We start from the raw sequence: 17072 nt of genomic DNA, 5'->3' as shown, positions 1-17072 counted from the left end.
GCCCCGGTGTGTCACATCCACACCGGGGCCGCCCCTTTTTCTGTTCTCCCGCTGTGCCCGGTGAAAGGTGAGAAGACGATCACGAGGAGCGGGAGTCCCGGAGGCGCCGGTTACGGCGCCAGCAGCAGCGTGTTCGCGCGCTGCTTCGCGGCGGTGTAGCGGGCGGCGACGTCCTGCCAGTTCACGACGCGCCACATCGCCTCGACGAAGTCGACCTTCTGGTTGCGGTACTGCAGGTAGAAGGCGTGCTCCCAGGCGTCGAAGACCAGGATCGGCACCGAGCCCTGGCCGACGTTGCCCTGGTGGTCGTAGACCTGCTCGACGACCAGGCGCTCGCTCACCGGCTCGTACGCCAGCACGCCCCAGCCCGAACCCTGCGTGGTCGCGGCGGCCTTGGACAGGTGGGCCTTGAAACGGGCGAAGGAGCCGAACGACTCGGCGATGGCGTCCGCGAGTTCGCCCGTGCCGTCCTTCTCCAGCGGCTCGCCACCGCCGTCACCGGTCATGTTCTGCCAGTAGATGCTGTGCAGGATGTGGCCGGACAGGTGGAAGGCCAGGTTCTTCTCCAGGCCGTTGACCGTGCCCCACTGGTCCTTGTCGCGGGCCTCCTCGAGCTGTTCGAGGGTGTCGTTCGCCCCCTTCACGTACGCAGCGTGGTGCTTGTCGTGGTGCAGCTCGATGATCTCGCCGCTGATGACCGGCTCCAGCGACGCGTAGTCGTACGGCAGTTCCGGCAGTGAGTAGGTCGCCATGCTTCCTTCTTTCCCTCCCAGCCTTGTTGCAATGGTCTTGCAAGAAGAAGCTATCAGCAAGAGGGCGCAATGCAGCGGAGCGACCCCTCCGAGTGAAGGGGCCGCTCCGCTGCCGGGGAAACGCGCTGGTCAGCTCCTACGGGCCGCCGCGGTCTCCTTGTCGGTCGCGTCCTGGCCGGCGGCGTCCTGCTCGTCCGCGCCCTTCTGTGCCTCGACGTCCTTCCGCGCCTCGGCGTCGGCCTTCGCCTCCGTCCTGGTGAGGGGGACGTCCGGAGCGGCCGAAGCCGGGGCCGCGGAACGCGGCCCGGCCGGCGACACGGACGCCGACCCGCCCAGCAGCTTCTGCCGGATCAGGCCCGCGACGACCAGCGCGGCGGTCAGGCCGCCGGTGAAGTACAGCTGCGTCCGGGTGCCCTCCTCGCGGGCCATCAGCACGAACACCGCGAGCATCGCGGCCAGGGCCACGTAGGTCAGCACGGGAAACGCCCACATGCGGACGACCAGCTTCTCCGGCGCCTCACGCTCGAGCCGGCGACGGCTGCGGATCTGGGAGACCGCGACGAAGCCCCAGACGACGAGGACGGCCGCGCCGATCATGTTCAGCAGCCAGGTGAAGACGGTGTCCGGCCACCAGAAGCTCAGCAGCACGGCGAAGAAGCCGAACACGGACGAGGCCAGCACCGTGCGGCGCGGCACGCCGCCCGAGGCCCTGCCCAGGAAGGCCAAGCCCTGGCCGCGGGTGGCCAGGGAGTACGACATGCGGGAGGCGCCGTAGATGTTGGCGTTCATCGCGGACAGCAGCGCGATGAGCACGACCACGTCCATGACCGTGCCCGCGGCGGGGACGTTCAGGGAGTCCAGCGCGGCCGCGTACGGGCCACCCGCGACCGCCTCGGAGTTCCACGGCACCAGCGTGACGATGACGGCGACCGAGCCGACGTAGAAGATCGCGATGCGCCACATCGCGGTGCGCACGGCCTTGGCGACGCCGCGGACCGGGTTCTCCGACTCGGCGGCCGCGATGGTGACGGTCTCCAGACCGCCGTAGGCGAAAACGGAGGCCAGCAGGCCCAGGATCAGGCCCTCCGAGCCGTTCGGGAAGAAGCCGCCCTCACCGAAGAGGAAGCTGCCGCCCGGCGACTCGGTGCCCGGCAGCAGACCGAGCACGGCCAGCACGCCCAGCACCAGGAAGCCGACGATGGCCAGCACCTTCAGCAGCGCGAACCAGAACTCGTACTCGCCGAAGTTCTTGACCGCGGTGAGGTTCGAGCCGGTGAAGAGCACCATGAAGAGGGCGACCCACATCCACGACTCGGTCCCCGGGAACCACCCCGTCATGATCGCGGCCGCGCCGATGGCCTCGATGGCGACGACGACGCAGAGCAGGAACCAGAAGATCCAGCCCACGGTGAAGCCCGCCCACGGGCCGATCGCCCGCTCGGCGTGCGTGGAGAAGGACCCGGAGGAGGGGTGTGCGGCCGACATCTCGCCCAGCATCCGCATGACGAGCATCACCAGCAGGCCGGAGGCCGCGTAGGCGAGGATCGCCGCCGGGCCGGCCGCGGCGATGGCGGTGCCGGAACCGACGAACAGACCGGCGCCGATGACGCCGCCGAGGGCGATCATCGACAGGTGGCGCTGCTTGAGGCCGTGCGAGAGGTTCGTGGGGGAGTGAGCCGCGTCGTCGGCCCTGGTCGGGGGCGTCGACTTTTCCGTTGCGGTCATGAAGGAGGTGCCGTTCCTTGGTGCTGCCGGGCGATGGACTGCGGAACTGATCGTTCCGACCGCCCAGTGTCGGCAGGACCAGGAGAAACATCAATAGTCGACCATGGCGCTCCAGCATCCGGACACCCCGCCGTCACGCCGCTGACCAGCGGACCTCCACGACGCCTGTGCGTGCGGTGTCGCCAACGTCACGCCGTCCGACGGCCGGAAGCACCGCGCAGGTCGGCTAGCGTCGGTCCGTCCGCGTGTAGCAACCAGGTACCGGAGTGAAGCATGTCCGCGCTGTCCAGCCCCGCCACCACCACCCGCCCCGGCGCCGTCCTCGCCGACGTGCTCCCCGCCACGAGCGCCGGCCGCGCCCGGGTGCGCGACGCCGCGCTCGTCCTCGGCGGCGCGGTGCTGACCGGACTGGCCGCGCAACTCTCCGTGCCGGTGCCCGGCTCTCCGGTGCCGGTCACCGGGCAGACCTTCGCGGCGCTCCTCGTCGGCACCGCGCTCGGCGCCCGCCGCGGCTTCCTCGCGCTCGGCCTGTACGCCGTCGCGGGCGTGGCCGGCGTGCCGTGGTTCTCCGAGGGGGCCTCCGGCTTCGGCATGCCCTCCTTCGGCTACATCCTCGGGATGCTGCTCGCCGCGACCGTGGTCGGCGCCCTGGCCCGCAGGGGCGGCGACCGCAGCCCGCTCCGCACCGTGGGCACGATGGCCGCGGGCACCGCGATCATCTACGCCGTCGGTGTGCCCTACCTCGCCCTGGCGACCGGCATGACGGCGACCGAGGCGATGGCCGCCGGACTGGTGCCGTTCCTCGTCGGCGACGCCCTCAAGGCGGCCCTCGCCATGGGCGCCCTGCCGACGGCGTGGAAGCTCACCGGCCGACGCGACTGACGGGACCGGCACACGGCCGGGGCCGAGCCCTTACCAGTGCTGTGGCCGGGAAGGTTCACCGGCTCGCGGCGACTGGCACGGCACCTGAACCCCGAGGCCCTTCGGGCACGGGGGTGCCCCCACCGTTGTCGCCTCGCGCGCGTACGGACGAGTACGAGCTGCGATCCTCCGCCTTGCGATGCGTCCCCACGGTCCTGGCGGACCTGGGGAGACCCCATGCACCAGACGCCGCGAGCTACCCGGCAAACCATCCCGGCCACAGCACTAGACTGCGCAGCATGCGCGTCTACCTCGGCTCCGACCACGCCGGCTACGAACTCAAGAACCACCTCGTGGACTGGCTGAAGTCCGCGGGCCACGAGCCCGTCGACTGCGGCCCGCACCTCCACGACGCCCAGGACGACTACCCGCCGTTCTGCCTCCGCGCCGCCGAGCGCACCGCCGCCGACAGCGAGGCCCTGGGCATCGTCATCGGCGGCTCCGGCAACGGCGAACAGATGGCGGCCAACAAGGTCAGGGGCGTCCGCTGCGCCCTGGCATGGAGCGAGGAGACCGCCTCGCTGGCCCGCGAGCACAACAACGCCAACATGGTCAGCGTCGGCGCCCGCATGCACAGCACCGAGGACGCCGTGGCGTTCGTCGAGACCTTCCTCGGCACCCCGTTCTCCGGCGACGAACGGCACGTCCGCCGCATCGACATGCTGTCCACCTACGAGGTCACCGGCACCCTCCCGCCGATCCCCGCCCACCACCCGCAGCAGGACGACTGACCGTCCGCCGGGGGAGACCATGCCCGAAGGACACACCCTGCACCGCCTGGCCGGTGAACTCCGCGACCGCTTCGGCGGCCACGCCGTGCACGCCGCCAGCCCCCAGGGCCGGTTCGCCGACGGCGCCGCCCTGCTGGACGGCCGTACGCTCACCGGCGCCGAGGCGCACGGCAAGCACCTGTTCGTCGCGTTCGACGGGGACGACGCCCGGGTGCACGTGCACCTCGGCCTCTACGGCACGTTCCGCTTCGGCGCCGGGCCCGCGCCGGCGCCCGTGGGGCAGGTCCGGCTGCGGCTGGCCACCCCCGCCGGGTACGCCGACCTGCGCGGCCCCACCCGCTGCGCCCTCGTCACCGCCGACGAGGCGCAGTCCGTCGCCGCACGCCTCGGCCCCGACCCGCTCCGCGAGGACGCCGACCCCGAACGCGCCCGGTCCCGCATCGCGCGCAGCCGCAGCAGCGTCGCCGCCCTGCTCATGGACCAGAAGGTCGTCGCCGGCGTCGGCAACGTCTACCGCGCCGAGGTCCTCTTCCGGAACCGCATCGACCCCTACCGGGCGGGCCGCGACCTGACCCGGCCGGAGTGGGACGCCGTCTGGGCCGACCTGGTCGCCCTGATGCGCGAGGGCGTACGGCTGGGCCGCATCGACACCGTGCGGCCGCAGCACACCCCGGAGGCCATGGGACGACCGCCGCGCGTCGACGACCACGGCGGCGAGGTGTACGTCTACCGGCGCGCCCCGCAGCCCTGCCACGTGTGCGGCGAGGCGATCCGCACCGCCGAACTCGCCGCCCGCAACCTCTTCTGGTGCCCCGGCTGCCAGCAGCGCTGAACCGCGCCGGGGCGGCCGAAGCCCCCCGGGGCCACCGGCGGCCGCCTCAGAAGCCGTGCGGGTTCCAGGGGGCCACCGCGCTGTGGAAGGCCGTCGCGGCCTCCGCCAGCGCGCCGTCCCGCAGCTCCCGTACCCGCCCGGCGTTCGCCAGCGCCGCGAGCGAGCTGCCGCCGAGGTAGACCGCGCCCAACTCCCGTACGGACAGGGCCAGATCCGCCGGGTCACCGGTACGGGTGCAGGCGGCGCCCTTCGGGCCGCCGGACAGCCGCCAACGTCCCGCGTTCCACGGACAGAAGGCGTCCTCCAGCTCCAGCACCACGTCCACGCCCGCCGCGTACGTACGCGCCTCCAGGGCCGCCGCGACGTCGATCACCCGCACGTACAGGGCGTCCCGCCGGGAGATCCCGCACCGCCGCGGGTCGGTGACCAGGTGCAGCCACGGATCGTCCACCGGACGCCCCTCGACGCACAGCGTCGAGGTCAGGTCGAGGTCGAAGAGATAGCGCACCAGCGCGCCGTGCGCGGCCGGGTCCAGCGCCTCCATGTCACGCAGCAGCACCTCGCCGTCCGGGTTGTCCGCGGCGTCGTAGTGCGGGCGCACCGCGTAGCGGGCGTAGCCGCGCAACTCCCCGTCCCGTTCGGCCAGCACGCACTGCATCGGCGTCGCACCGTCCCGCTTGTCCTCCGGATCGTGGACCCCGGTCCGCTCCCAGCCCGGGCGGCGCTCCAGCATGCCCGGCCGCAGCGGCACCCGGCGCGCGTACAGCTCCTCGCACGCCGCCAGCACCTCCGGGTCGCGCGGGTCCACCAGACGCAGCCGCAGGGCGTCCGCGCCGGCCGGCAGGGCGAGCCGCGTCCGCGCGGTGTCCACCCGCGCACCGAGTTCGTCGGAGGCGGCGCCGTACCCGAAGCGGCCGTAGATCAAGGGCTCCGAGGCGCGCAGCGCCGCGAGCGGTTCCCGCCGCTCGCGCACCTCCTCCAGCTGGCGGCGCATCATCGACGTCAGCACCCCGCGCCGCCGGTGCGTCGGCTTCACGGTCACCATCGTCACGCCGGCCGTCGGCACCACCGCGCCGCCCGGCACCGTCATCCGGAAGCTGAACGACCCCGTGGTGCCGCACACCTCGTCGCCGTCGTAGGCCACGATCGAGCGACCCGGCTCCATCCGCGCCGCCCACAGGGCATGGCTCTCCGGGTCGAACGTGGTCCCGAACGCGGCACGGATCACCGCCCACCACGCCTCGTGCTCGCCGGGGTCGTCCGTCAGTGTGCGCAGATCGATGGTCACCGGACATCCCTACCAGCGGCGCGGACCCGGAGGCGAGCGATTTTCGCCTCGCCGCGCCCGCCCGCGGCCGCTTCCCGGACCCGGGCACGGTATCTGCCGAAGGTCCGCTTCCGCACCGGGAATCGACGCTTCGGCGGCGAGGTCGCTAAGGTCCCAGGACATGGCACTACGGCGCGCGGGCAGCACACCCCCGGCGGCCCGGCTGCTCCAGGCGAACAAGGCGTGGCACCGGGTCCGCACCAGCATGCGCCGTTCCGCGGTGGACTACTTCCGCGGCGGCGGCTCCGACTGGGTCGCCCTCGGCGCGCTGCTGCTCACCGTGCCCGCCCTGACGTTCGCCACCGTCGTCAACCCGCTGTGGTGCGCGCCGGAGACCCTCGCCCTGCCCGTCATCGCCGGCGGACTGCTGCTGCGCCCGGCCAGCCTGCTGGCCCTGTACGCGGCGGCCGCCGTCGCGCTGATCGTGGAGGCGGCGGCGCTCGCCGAACTCGAGGACGGCGCCGGCGCCGTCACTCCGGGCACCATCCTGGTGGTCGCCGCCGTGGGCCTGTCCGGGCTGCTGGTCGCCCAGTTCCGCAGCCGGGTGGGCGTGCCCTGGCGGCGCGGCGGGACGATGCTGTTCGACCTGCGCGAGCGCATCCGCGTGCAGAGCAAGCTGCCCTCCCTGCCCGAGGGCTGGCACCGCGAGATGTCGCTGCGTCCCGCGGGCGGCCAGTCGTTCTCCGGGGACTTCGTCGTCGCCGCACGGACCGGCGCCGACGCCCGCACCCTCGAGGTGGTGCTCACGGACGTCTCCGGCAAGGGCATGGACGCCGGGTCCCGCGCCCTGCTGCTCTCCGGCGCCTTCGGGGGCCTCCTGGGGTCGCTGCCCCCGCACGAGTTCCTGCCCGCCGCCAACGGCTACCTGCTGCGCCAGGACTGGGACGAGGGCTTCGCGACCTCCGTGCACCTGGTGCTCGACCTGGACACCGGCGACTACGAGCTCTACTCGGCCGGGCACGTTCCCGCCCTCCAGCGCGACGCGGGCGCCGGCACCTGGGAGGAGAAGGCGGCCGACGGCCCCCTGCTCGGCGTCTACGACGGTGCCGCCTTCGACGCGGTGAAGGGCAGCCTGCGGCGCGGCGACGTGCTGATGCTCTTCACCGACGGGCTCGTCGAGACCCCCGAACGCGAACTGGACGAGGGCGTCGACCGCCTCACCGGCGAGGCGGACCGCTATGTGGCGGGCGGCTTCGAGGGCGCCGCCTGGCACCTGATCGAAGCCGTGGCCAAGGACGTCAACGACGACCGGGCGCTGCTGCTGATCTGCCGCGACTGAGCGTCTGCCGCGGCTGAGCGTCTGCCGCGACGGAGCGCGGGGCGGCTCCGGGGAACGGCGTCGGGCCTCGCCCCCGGGAGGGGCGAGGCCCGACGCCACGCGGTGCGCTCAGCGGCCGGCCGACACCGTCTCGCGGCGACGTTCCCGTTCCCGGCCGTCCTGCCCCTGGTCCGGCTGCTCCCCGCCGCCGTGCGCGCCGCTGCGCGCCCGTGCCTGTTCGACCGGGTCCTCGCGGAAGAACCAGGACATCTTCGGCTCCATGACGAACCGGAAGGCCCGCTGCACCGGCCCGCTGCACAGCGCGGTCATCATCACCACCGCGAGCAGCGTGATGACCACCCTGCTGGCCGGGTGGTCCACCCAGGCCATGTCGTACCAGTCGAACTCCCGCGAGAGCTTGATCGGGTAGACGTGCAGCAGGTAGGCGTAGAGCGTGCCGGCACCCAGCGCCGTGAACCACATGTGGCGGCGCGGCACCAGGGTGAGGAACGCGGCGGTCAGGACCAGGGCGCAGCCGAAGAGGGCCAGGTACATCACGGCGCCGACCCAGGAGGGCACGCCCATCTCCGCGGCGGGGCGGTCGTGCAGCAGCCACGCCTGGTTCATCCGCGGCACCGCCCAGTAGGAGAACACGGCGGTCGCCAGCAGCAGCGGCACGGACAGCAGCCGCAGACGGCGGTCCTTGAGCATCTCGAAGTGCCGGGGCCGCAGTTGGAGGCCCAGCACGAAGTACGGCAGGTACTGCAGGACCCGCATCAGGTTGAAGTCGCCGCTGATGCTCTCGGTCACGCTCGCGCACAGACCGACGGCGAGCGCCACCGGCACGGGCCAGCGCAGCCGGTGCCAGAAGGGAGCGGTCATGCGCCAGACGAACAGCGCGACCAGGAACCACAGCGCGAACCCCGGACGTTGCAGGCTGAACTCGCGGTCCGGGTTGTCCGCCCAGCGCATGAAGAGCGTGTAGAGGGTCTCGAACACCAGGTACGGCACGGCGATTCCGGTGATGAGCCGCCGGATCTGGTGCGGTCTGCCGGTGAACGTCCGCGAGAGGTAGCCGGAGATGATGATGAACGCCGGCATGTGGAAGGCGTAGACCGCCAGGTACAGCGCCTCGACCGTGCGGCTGTCGTCCTGCAGCGGCTGCCAGGCGTGACCCATGCCCACCAGCAGGATCGTGAGGTACTTCGCGTTGTCGAAGAAGGGATCGCGTTGCTTCGCTCCCGGGGCTCCGCCCTCGCGCACGGACGGCGGGGCGGAAGTGGGCGGCGTCTTCGCCGTCGGCTTCTCGGGGCGGGCCGGGGGGAGCGGGACCCGCTCATTACGAGCGTGCAACATCTGCAGCACCATAGCCGCCGGACGGGAAGAGCGAAAATCAGGGTGCGGAGCATGTCGCCCCCAGCGGTTACCAGGCGTCCCGTCAACACCCCTTTTCCCGCCGCGTCTTGTCGGAACGGGCCTCTGACCTGCGGTTTGCGAGGGTCGTGAACGAAGTGCGAAGACGCTCTGTCGAATGCGTGAGCGGTACGCGTGAGGCTGCGATGGAGGGTGCCGTGTGACCCACTCCACAGGCCTCTGTCGTGATCACGGAGCGATCACGGAGGAAAGGTGAATCACGCAACCTGTATACGGCATTGACCTGCACGAATTCGCCCCGACCGGATGACTTTCGGGCATCACGGGCATACACGCGAGGGTGAGAGTCGGCCGATCCTGCGTCAGCCTCCTGCACCGGCGGGCGTGTTGGTGGCACGATGGAGCGCAGCGGGGCTCTGGCGGCGGATCCCCGGCCGGGTGAGGCGTACGAGGGCCCGACGAGGGCGAGGGGTGTGATCGGTTGTGGAGATTTCGCTGTCGGTGGTCCTGCTGCTGGCGATCGTCCTGGTCGTGATGGTCAAGGGCGGTTCCATCAAGCCGGGCCCGGCGATCGTGGCCGCCCTCTTCGGCTTCTTCCTCGCCGCGAGCGGGGCGGCGCCGCCGATAAACAACTTCCTGGAGTCCGTCGCCAGCACGATCAACAACATCAGCATCTGACGTGCGAAGGGCCCCCGGTGCGGAACCGGGGGCCCTTCACTCGCGGAGCGGGCGACGGGAATCGAACCCGCGTAGCTGGTTTGGAAGACCAGGGCTCTACCATTGAGCTACGCCCGCGTGCGCCGCTGTGATCCCGACCGGTCACGGCCTGTGAACAGGCCCGCGTCACGGTCCGCATCGTCTCCGCTGCGGCACGGAATGCATCGTACGGCATGTACGCTACGTGTCGCACCGACGGGGTGTGGCGCAGCTTGGTAGCGCGTCCGCTTTGGGAGCGGAAGGTCGTCGGTTCGAATCCGGCCACCCCGACCACGTAGTATGGCCTCATCGCGCGTGCCTGTGTCGTGTCCGCATTTCTCATGCCGCATACGGGGCGCCCATCTCATACCCCCAGCAGTCAGCCCCAAGGAGACCGACCGTGAAGAGCGCCGTGGAGAACCTGAACCCGACCCGGGTTCGGCTCACTGTCGAGGTGCCCTTCGAGGAGCTCAAGTCCAACCTCGACGCGGCGTACAAGAAGATCAACCAGCAGGTCACGGTGCCCGGATTCCGCAAGGGCAAGATCCCGGCCCGGGTGATCGACCAGCGCTTCGGCCGCGGTGCGGTGCTCGAGGAGGCCGTCAACGACGCCCTGCCGGGGCTCTACCAGTCCGCAGTCGAGGAGGGCGAGCTGAACCCGCTCGGCCAGCCCGAGGTCGACATCACCGAGCTCAAGGACAACGAGCTGCTGGCGTTCACCGCCGAGGTCGACGTCCGCCCGAAGATCGAGATCCCGGACTACTCCGGCATCGAGGTCACCGTCGAGGCCGCCGAGGTCTCCGACGAGGACGTGGACAAGGCCGTCGAGCAGCTGCGTGAGCGCTTCGCCTCCACCACCGTCGTCGAGCGGGCCGCCGCCGAGGGCGACGTCGTGAAGATCGACCTGGAGGCCAAGGTCGACGGCGAGGTCCTGGACGACGGCGTCGCGAACGGCGTGGACTACACCATCGGCTCCGGCGAGCTGCTCGACGGCATCGACGACGCCGTCACCGGCCTGGAGGCCGGCGCCACCGCCACCTTCACCTCCGAGCTCAAGGGCGGCTCCGCCGCGGGCAAGGAGGCCGAGGTCAAGGTCGACGTCACCAGCGTCTCCGCCCGTGAACTCCCCGAGCTGGACGACGACTTCGCCCAGCTGGCCAGCGAGTTCGACACCCTCGACGAGCTGCGCGAGGACAGCCGCAAGCGGCTCGGCCAGTCCAAGAAGTACGAGCAGGCGACCGAGGCCCAGGAGAAGGTCCTCGACGAGCTGATCGGCCTCGCCGAGATCCCCGTCCCCGAGAAGCTCCTCGAGGACGAGGTCAACACCCGCAAGAACAACCTGATCAACCACCAGCTCGCCCAGATGGGCATCGACCTGGCGGCCTACCTCAAGATGCAGGACAAGTCCGAGGAGGACTTCGACGCCGAGCTCAAGGAGCAGGCGGAGAAGGGCATCAAGACCCAGTTCCTGCTCGACGAGCTGGTCAACACCGAGAAGCTCAACGTCAGCCAGGAGGAGCTCACCGAGCACCTCATGCGCCGTGCGCAGTCCTCCGGCATGAGCCCCGACCAGTTCGCCCAGGCCGTCGTCGAGGGCGGCCAGGTGCCGATGCTCGTCGGCGAGGTCGCCCGTGGCAAGGCCCTGGCCGTCGTGGTCGAGGCCGCGACCGTCAAGGACTCCAACGGCGAGGTCGTGGACCTCGACGACGAGGACGAGACCGCCGAGACGGTGGCCGCCGACGCTGGGGCCTCCGACGACACCGAGGCCGCCTCCGCCGAGGCCGAGGCCGACAAGGCCTGACGCACCTCCCCGACGGGCCCCGGCCATGCACGGCACGGGGCCCGTCGTGCTCCCCGCACGCACGGCCGTCGGCCGGGTCACCCCCCACGCCCGGAGGCTGTGGAGGGGGGTACCTCCCGCGTCCGGGGCGCAGCCCCGGGCAACGGTGGAGAGGGCGGGGCGGCGCGATGCCGCCCCCGGGCCCCGCACGCCGCGCGCCACGCTGACAGCGAACAGTCACCCGTGCGGGAGTGCGCCCGCCGACCAGCGCGTTAGGGTCCGTAGATACGAGGGCGAAGCTGTCCTCACGGCCCCGCCCGCAGGGCGAGGACGACGGACAGCTGCCGCCCGTAAGACGACGCAGTGACGGCCATGCCGAATCGCAGCCGTCCGGACACGAGCAGGTGGACACGTGACGCTTCCGATGCCTTCCGCCGCCGCTGAGCCCAACTTCGGTGGTGGCCTCGGCGACCAGGTCTACAACCGACTGCTCAACGAGCGGATCATCTTCCTCGGGCAGCCGGTCGACGACGACATCGCCAACAAGATCACCGCGCAGCTGCTTCTCCTTGCCGCCGACCCGGACAAGGACATCTACCTCTACATCAACAGCCCCGGCGGATCGATCACGGCGGGCATGGCGATCTACGACACCATGCAGTACATCAAGAACGACGTGGTGACCATCGCCATGGGCCTCGCCGCCTCCATGGGCCAGTTCCTGCTCAGCGCGGGCACCCGCGGCAAGCGCTTCGCGCTGCCGAACGCCGAGATCCTGATCCACCAGCCGTCCGCGGGCCTCGCCGGCTCCGCGTCGGACATCAAGATCCACGCGGAGCAGCTGCTCCGCACCAAGAAGAAGATGGCCGAGCTCTCCGCGCTGCACACCGGCCAGACCGTCGAGCAGTGGACGCGCGACGCGGACCGCGACCGTTGGTTCAACGCCGAGGAGGCCAAGGAATACGGCCTGATCGACGAGGTGTACGGCTCCGCGGCCCAGCTTCCGGGCGGCGGCGGTACGGGCGCGTGAGCGCGCACCGACCGCACGGCCCGAGCATCCGCCCTCCGCAGCCAGCCCTTCACCAGGAGTACACCGCGATGACCAGCCTTCCCCCCGTTCCCGGCGCCGGCCTGCCGGCCGGCCCGCAGGCGCGCTACACCGGGCCGTCGCCCGACGCGCGGTACGTCGTCCCGCGGTTCGTCGAGCGCACCTCGCAGGGTGTGCGCGAGTACGACCCGTACGCGAAGCTCTTCGAGGAGCGGGTGATCTTCCTCGGCGTGCAGATCGACGACGCGTCGGCCAACGACGTCATGGCGCAGCTGCTGTGCCTGGAGTCGATGGACCCGGACCGTGACATCTCGATCTACATCAACAGCCCCGGCGGCTCGTTCACGGCGCTCACCGCCATCTACGACACGATGCAGTTCGTGAAGCCGGACATCCAGACGGTCTGCATGGGCCAGGCCGCGTCCGCCGCCGCCGTCCTGCTGGCCGCCGGCACCCCCGGCAAGCGGATGGCGCTGCCCAACGCCCGCATCCTGATCCACCAGCCGTACAGCGAGACCGGCCGCGGCCAGGTCTCCGACCTGGAGATCGCGGCGCGCGAGGTGCAGCGGATGCGCACCCAGCTGGAGGAGATGCTCGCCAAGCACTCCACCAAGGACATCGAGACCATCCGCGACGACATCGAGCGGGACAAGATCCTCACCGCCGAGGAGTCCCTGGAGTACGGACTGGTCGACCAGATCGTGTCGACCAGGAAGAGTTCCGTCGATCTGAGGGGCTGACCGCCCCACCAGCCCCCCTTGGACGCAGTCGTACCAAGGGGGGCACACTTCGACGGTGCGGGAGGGTACCGTCTTCAGTGCACGTACCTCGGTCCGTCCCGTGCGGGACGGATCCCAGGCGATAGGGGAAGCACCTCGTGGCACGCATCGGTGATGGCGGCGACCTGCTCAAGTGCTCGTTCTGCGGCAAGAGCCAGAAGCAGGTGAAGAAGCTCATCGCGGGGCCAGGTGTGTACATCTGCGACGAGTGCATCGATCTCTGCAACGAGATCATCGAGGAGGAGCTCGCCGAGTCCTCCGAGGTGCGCTGGGACGAACTGCCCAAGCCGCGGGAGATCTACGAGTTCCTCGAGGGCTACGTCGTCGGCCAGGAGGCCGCCAAGAAGGCGCTCTCGGTCGCCGTCTACAACCACTACAAGCGGGTGCAGGCCGGCGAGAACGCCGCCCCGCAGGGCCGCGACGACGGCATCGAGCTGGCCAAGTCCAACATCCTGCTGCTCGGCCCCACCGGCTCCGGTAAGACGCTGCTCGCGCAGACCCTCGCCCGGATGCTGAACGTCCCCTTCGCCATCGCCGACGCCACCGCCCTCACCGAGGCCGGATACGTCGGCGAGGACGTCGAGAACATCCTGCTGAAGCTGATCCAGGCCGCGGACTACGACGTCAAGAAGGCCGAGACCGGCATCATCTACATCGACGAGATCGACAAGGTCGCGCGGAAGAGCGAGAACCCGTCGATCACCCGCGACGTCTCCGGCGAGGGCGTCCAGCAGGCGCTGCTGAAGATCCTGGAGGGCACCAGCGCCTCGGTGCCGCCGCAGGGCGGACGCAAGCACCCGCACCAGGAGTTCATCCAGATCGACACCACCAACGTGCTGTTCATCGTCGGCGGCGCGTTCGCCGGACTGGAGAAGATCATCGAGTCCCGGGCGGGGGCCAAGGGCATCGGCTTCGGCGCCGACATCCGGTCCAAGCGGGAGATCGAGGAGAAGAACCAGTTCGAGGACGTGATGCCCGAGGACCTGGTGAAGTTCGGCATGATCCCGGAGTTCATCGGCCGCCTCCCGGTCATCACCAGCGTCCACAACCTCGATCGCGAGGCGCTGCTCCAGATCCTCATGGAGCCGCGCAACGCGCTGGTCAAGCAGTACCAGCGGCTGTTCGAACTCGACGGCGTCGAGCTGGACTTCGACCGCCCGGCGCTGGAGGCCATCGCCGACCAGGCCATCCTCCGCGGTACCGGCGCGCGCGGCCTGCGCGCCATCATGGAGGAGGTGCTGATGTCCGTGATGTACGAGGTGCCCTCCCGCAAGGACGTCGAACGCGTCGTCATCACCGAGGACGTCGTTCACTCCAACGTGAACCCCACCCTCGTCCCCCGCGACCGTGGCCGCGGCCACGGCGAACCCCACGAGAAGAGCGCGTAGGCGCGCGCCCCGCGTTCATTCCCGCGTGGCCGCGTTCTGCGGCAGTGAAGTCGCGGTGGCCACGCGGGAGTGTCCGGTAACGGCGAAGCCGGTCACCGTGAGCCGCCCGTGCGCTGGGTGGCCACGATGCAACCGAGGACGATCAGGGCCGCCACGGGGGCGAGCGGCGAGAGGCTCTCGCCCATCAGCACGACGGCCCAGGCGAGGGTGAGCAGCGGCTGGGCCAGCTGGATCTGACTCGCCCTGAGCACTCCGGCGAGTGCCATGCCGCGATACCAGACGACGAAGCCGGCGAACTGGGACACGGCGGCGATGTAGGCCATCCCGGCGATCGCCTTCCCGGTCGGGTGCACCGGTTCCGCAGGCAGGGCGAGGACCGTCACCAGAGCGGACACGGGAAGAGCGGCGACGACGCCCCAGGCGATGACCTGCCAGCCGGGCATGTGGGAGGCGAGCCGACCGCCCTGGGCGTATCCGGCGGCGCACACCAGCAGGGCACCGAAGAGATGGACGTCCCCGAGTGTCGGCAGGCCGTGGCTCTGCTGGAGGGTGAACGCGGCCACGGTCAGGGCGCCGAGGCCGGCGGCCGTCCAGAACGCCCGGGAGGGACGCCGCCCGGTCAGGAGGGTCGAGACGGCGGCGGTCGCCAGCGGCAGCATGCCGATGACCACGGCCGAGTGCGCGGTGCTGGACGTCTGCAGCGCCAGTGTGGTCAGCAGTGGAAAGCCGACGACGCAGCCGCCGGCGACGGTGAGCAGGCCGGGCCAGTGCCGTCGTTCGGGCACCGGTACCCGGGCTGCGTACAGGCACGTCGCCGCGAGCAGACCCGCGAGCAGGCCCCGCACACCGGTCGCGGTCCACGGCCCGAAGCCGTCCAGGGCCCACACCGTGGCGGGAAGACTGAAGGAGAACGCCGTCACGCCGAGCGCGGCCAGGAGAGTACCGGTGCGGACCGCTATCGCCACCGTCTGAGTAGCGCTATCGTCAACTGTCATGAACGACGGTAGCAGTACGGGACAGCTGGTCGCGACCCTGAGAAAGGAACTGGACCGCTACTCGGAAGGAGAGAAGCTCCCCTCGAACCGTGCCCTGGTGACGCGTCACCGGGTCAGCCCGGTGACCGTCTCGCGGGCGATCGCCGCGCTGGCCGCCGAGGGACTTGTGGCCTCCCGGCCCGGCTCCGGAGTCTTCAAGGCCGCCGCCCGCCGCGGCACCGCCGCCCCCGGTGACGTCTCCTGGCAGGAGGTCGCGCTGTCCGCGGACCTCCCGCACACCGCGGTCGACGCGGGGAACCGCGGCACCGACGCGACCGGGGTGCTCGCCACCCTGAACGCCCCGCCGGCCGAGGTCGTCGACCTCAACGGCGGCTATCTGGACGCAGCGCTGCAGCCGGAACGGGCGCTGGCCGCCGCGCTGGCCAGGGCCGGCCGCCGACCCGGCACCTGGTCCCGCCCACCGGTGGAGGGCCTGGCCGAACTACGGGACTGGTTCGCCCGTGACATCGCGGGCCCCTACGGCTCGCTCGACGCGTCGGACGTCCTGATCACCGCCGGCGGGCAGGGCGCACTCACCACCGCGCTCCGGGCCCTGGCCCCGCCGGGAGCCGTCGTCCTGGTCGAATCGCCCACCTACCCCGGCATGCTGGCCGTGGCCCGCGCCGCGGGGCTCCGCCCCGTTCCGGTGCCCGTCGACGCCGACGGAGTGCGCACCGACCTGCTGGGGAAGGCGTTCGCGGCCACCCGGGCCCGGGTGTTCGTCTGCCAGCCGCTGTTCCACAACCCCACCGGCAGCGTCCTGCCGCCGCAGCGGCGTACGGCGGTGCTGGACATCGCCCGGGCGGCGGGCGCCTTCGTGGTCGAAGACGACTTCGCACGCCGCCTCGTGCATGCCGACACCCCTTCCACGCCACCGCCCTTGGCCGCCGACGATCCGGACGGCGTCGTCGTGCACGTGCGTTCGTTGACGAAGGCGGCCTCACCCAGTCTGCGCATCGGGGCGTTGGCCGCGCGCGGTCCGGTGTTCGAGCGGCTGCGCGCCATCCAGGTCGTCGACAGCTTCTTCGTCCCCCGGCCGCTGCAGGAGACCGCCCTCGAACTGGTCGGCTCTCCCGCCTGGGCCAGACACCTCCGGGCGCTGGCGGAAGCGCTCCGGGAACGCCGGACCCTCCTGCTCACCGCACTGGGCCGCGAAGTGCCCTCGCTGGTCCCGGACCGGCCACCCCACGGCGGATACCACCTGTGGCTGCGGCTGCGTGACGGTGCCGACGAGCACGCCGTCACCGCCACCGCGTTGCGCCTCGGCGTGGCGGTCACCGCCGGCAGCCCCTACTTCACGGCCGAAGCGCCCGCCCCGCACCTGCGGTTGAGCTACGTCAGCACGCCGGGCACCGCGCAACTGGAGGCGGGTATCCGACTGCTCCGCCAGGCCCTCGTGCAGAACTCCGCGCTGCCGGAGTGAGGTC

The 17072-nt window shown here is 71.2% G+C and carries 15 protein-coding genes and 2 tRNA genes; 11 read left to right on the top strand and 6 right to left on the bottom strand.

Going from position 1 to position 17072, the window contains the following annotated elements; translation table 11 throughout:
• Positions 1-110: 110 nt before the first annotated feature.
• Together K304_RS0110135 and K304_RS28275 are read right to left on the bottom strand one after the other, a co-directional pair.
• Positions 111-752: a superoxide dismutase gene (locus tag K304_RS0110135; protein ID WP_027763654.1), complete on the bottom strand. Its 642-nt coding sequence runs from the start codon at positions 750-752 to the stop codon at positions 111-113.
• Positions 753-881: 129 nt separating this feature from the next.
• Positions 882-2477, bottom strand: coding sequence for an amino acid permease (locus tag K304_RS28275; protein ID WP_199779588.1), 1596 nt, complete (start codon positions 2475-2477; stop codon positions 882-884).
• Positions 2478-2750: 273 nt separating this feature from the next.
• On the opposite strand from K304_RS28275, the gene K304_RS0110125 reads away from it, so the two are divergent.
• From K304_RS0110125 to K304_RS0110115, 3 genes are all read left to right on the top strand, one after another.
• The gene (locus K304_RS0110125; RefSeq protein WP_037789852.1) at positions 2751-3359 is read left to right on the top strand and encodes a biotin transporter BioY; all 609 of its coding nucleotides are present in this window, start codon (positions 2751-2753) and stop codon (positions 3357-3359) included.
• Positions 3360-3637: 278 nt separating this feature from the next.
• A complete protein-coding gene (locus K304_RS0110120; protein ID WP_027763652.1) occupies positions 3638-4129 on the top strand; it encodes a ribose-5-phosphate isomerase in 492 nt (163 codons plus the stop codon).
• A gap of 19 nt (positions 4130-4148) precedes the next feature.
• Positions 4149-4961 (top strand): DNA-formamidopyrimidine glycosylase family protein, encoded by an 813-nt coding sequence (locus K304_RS0110115; protein WP_027763651.1) that lies wholly within the window; start codon positions 4149-4151, stop codon positions 4959-4961.
• Between the two features lie 46 nt (positions 4962-5007).
• Here the strand turns inward: K304_RS0110115 and K304_RS0110110 are convergent, their stop codons facing one another.
• Positions 5008-6249, bottom strand: coding sequence for a GNAT family N-acetyltransferase (locus K304_RS0110110; RefSeq protein ID WP_027763650.1), 1242 nt, complete (start codon positions 6247-6249; stop codon positions 5008-5010).
• Positions 6250-6409: 160 nt separating this feature from the next.
• Here K304_RS0110110 and K304_RS0110105 point away from each other — a divergent pair, with 160 nt between their 5' ends.
• Positions 6410-7567, top strand: a complete 1158-nt coding sequence (locus K304_RS0110105) for a PP2C family protein-serine/threonine phosphatase (RefSeq protein ID WP_027763649.1) — start codon at positions 6410-6412, stop codon at positions 7565-7567.
• Positions 7568-7675: 108 nt separating this feature from the next.
• Here the strand turns inward: K304_RS0110105 and K304_RS28270 are convergent, their stop codons facing one another.
• On the bottom strand, positions 7676-8902 hold the full coding sequence (locus K304_RS28270) for an acyltransferase family protein (RefSeq protein WP_486591620.1): 1227 nt from the start codon (positions 8900-8902) through the stop codon (positions 7676-7678).
• 501 nt (positions 8903-9403) lie between these two features.
• On the opposite strand from K304_RS28270, the gene K304_RS0110095 reads away from it, so the two are divergent.
• On the top strand, positions 9404-9598 hold the full coding sequence (locus tag K304_RS0110095) for a hypothetical protein (RefSeq protein ID WP_027763648.1): 195 nt from the start codon (positions 9404-9406) through the stop codon (positions 9596-9598).
• Between the two features lie 46 nt (positions 9599-9644).
• On the opposite strand, the gene K304_RS0110090 is transcribed toward K304_RS0110095, so the two are convergent.
• Positions 9645-9715, bottom strand: a tRNA-Gly gene (locus K304_RS0110090).
• Positions 9716-9833: 118 nt separating this feature from the next.
• Between K304_RS0110090 and K304_RS0110085 the strand changes: the two genes are divergently transcribed.
• The 5 genes from K304_RS0110085 (at position 9834) to clpX (ending at position 14611) form a co-directional block, all read left to right on the top strand.
• Positions 9834-9910: transfer RNA gene (locus K304_RS0110085), tRNA-Pro, on the top strand.
• Between the two features lie 106 nt (positions 9911-10016).
• Positions 10017-11417 carry a trigger factor gene (tig, locus tag K304_RS0110080; protein WP_027763647.1) on the top strand — a complete coding sequence of 467 codons (1401 nt, stop codon included), beginning with the start codon at positions 10017-10019 and terminating at the stop codon, positions 11415-11417.
• A gap of 403 nt (positions 11418-11820) precedes the next feature.
• On the top strand, positions 11821-12426 hold the full coding sequence (locus K304_RS0110075; RefSeq protein WP_106965565.1) for an ATP-dependent Clp protease proteolytic subunit: 606 nt from the start codon (positions 11821-11823) through the stop codon (positions 12424-12426).
• Between the two features lie 68 nt (positions 12427-12494).
• Complete coding sequence (locus tag K304_RS0110070) at positions 12495-13184, top strand: ATP-dependent Clp protease proteolytic subunit (RefSeq protein WP_027763645.1); 690 nt, start codon at positions 12495-12497, stop codon at positions 13182-13184.
• Between the two features lie 137 nt (positions 13185-13321).
• Positions 13322-14611 carry an ATP-dependent Clp protease ATP-binding subunit ClpX gene (clpX, locus tag K304_RS0110065; RefSeq protein ID WP_027763644.1) on the top strand — a complete coding sequence of 430 codons (1290 nt, stop codon included), beginning with the start codon at positions 13322-13324 and terminating at the stop codon, positions 14609-14611.
• A gap of 92 nt (positions 14612-14703) precedes the next feature.
• Here clpX and K304_RS0110060 read toward each other — a convergent pair whose 3' ends face one another.
• Positions 14704-15531 carry a DMT family transporter gene (locus K304_RS0110060; protein ID WP_037789896.1) on the bottom strand — a complete coding sequence of 276 codons (828 nt, stop codon included), beginning with the start codon at positions 15529-15531 and terminating at the stop codon, positions 14704-14706.
• Between the two features lie 73 nt (positions 15532-15604).
• On the opposite strand from K304_RS0110060, the gene K304_RS0110055 reads away from it, so the two are divergent.
• Entirely contained in the window at positions 15605-17068 is a 1464-nt protein-coding gene (locus K304_RS0110055; protein ID WP_027763642.1) for an aminotransferase-like domain-containing protein, read from the top strand.
• Positions 17069-17072: the final 4 nt, after the last annotated feature.

Source organism: Streptomyces sp. CNS606 (genome assembly GCF_000426325.1).
Note: the sequence above shows the minus strand (reverse complement) of the source record. Positions and strands in the feature narration are given on the sequence as shown.

What these genes read in the sequence shown, in the direction of transcription:
- K304_RS28270 (WP_486591620.1), bottom strand. Translation starts at nt 8,902, where the DNA reads ATGTTGCACGCTCGTAATGAGCGGGTCCCGCTCCCCCCGGCCCGCCCC.
- K304_RS0110120 (WP_027763652.1), top strand. Translation starts at nt 3,638, where the DNA reads ATGCGCGTCTACCTCGGCTCCGACCACGCCGGCTACGAACTCAAGAAC.
- K304_RS0110135 (WP_027763654.1), bottom strand. Translation starts at nt 752, where the DNA reads ATGGCGACCTACTCACTGCCGGAACTGCCGTACGACTACGCGTCGCTG.
- K304_RS28275 (WP_199779588.1), bottom strand. Translation starts at nt 2,477, where the DNA reads ATGACCGCAACGGAAAAGTCGACGCCCCCGACCAGGGCCGACGACGCG.
- K304_RS0110070 (WP_027763645.1), top strand. Translation starts at nt 12,495, where the DNA reads ATGACCAGCCTTCCCCCCGTTCCCGGCGCCGGCCTGCCGGCCGGCCCG.
- K304_RS0110125 (WP_037789852.1), top strand. Translation starts at nt 2,751, where the DNA reads ATGTCCGCGCTGTCCAGCCCCGCCACCACCACCCGCCCCGGCGCCGTC.
- K304_RS0110055 (WP_027763642.1), top strand. Translation starts at nt 15,605, where the DNA reads ATGAACGACGGTAGCAGTACGGGACAGCTGGTCGCGACCCTGAGAAAG.
- K304_RS0110115 (WP_027763651.1), top strand. Translation starts at nt 4,149, where the DNA reads ATGCCCGAAGGACACACCCTGCACCGCCTGGCCGGTGAACTCCGCGAC.
- K304_RS0110105 (WP_027763649.1), top strand. Translation starts at nt 6,410, where the DNA reads ATGGCACTACGGCGCGCGGGCAGCACACCCCCGGCGGCCCGGCTGCTC.
- K304_RS0110075 (WP_106965565.1), top strand. Translation starts at nt 11,821, where the DNA reads ATGCCTTCCGCCGCCGCTGAGCCCAACTTCGGTGGTGGCCTCGGCGAC.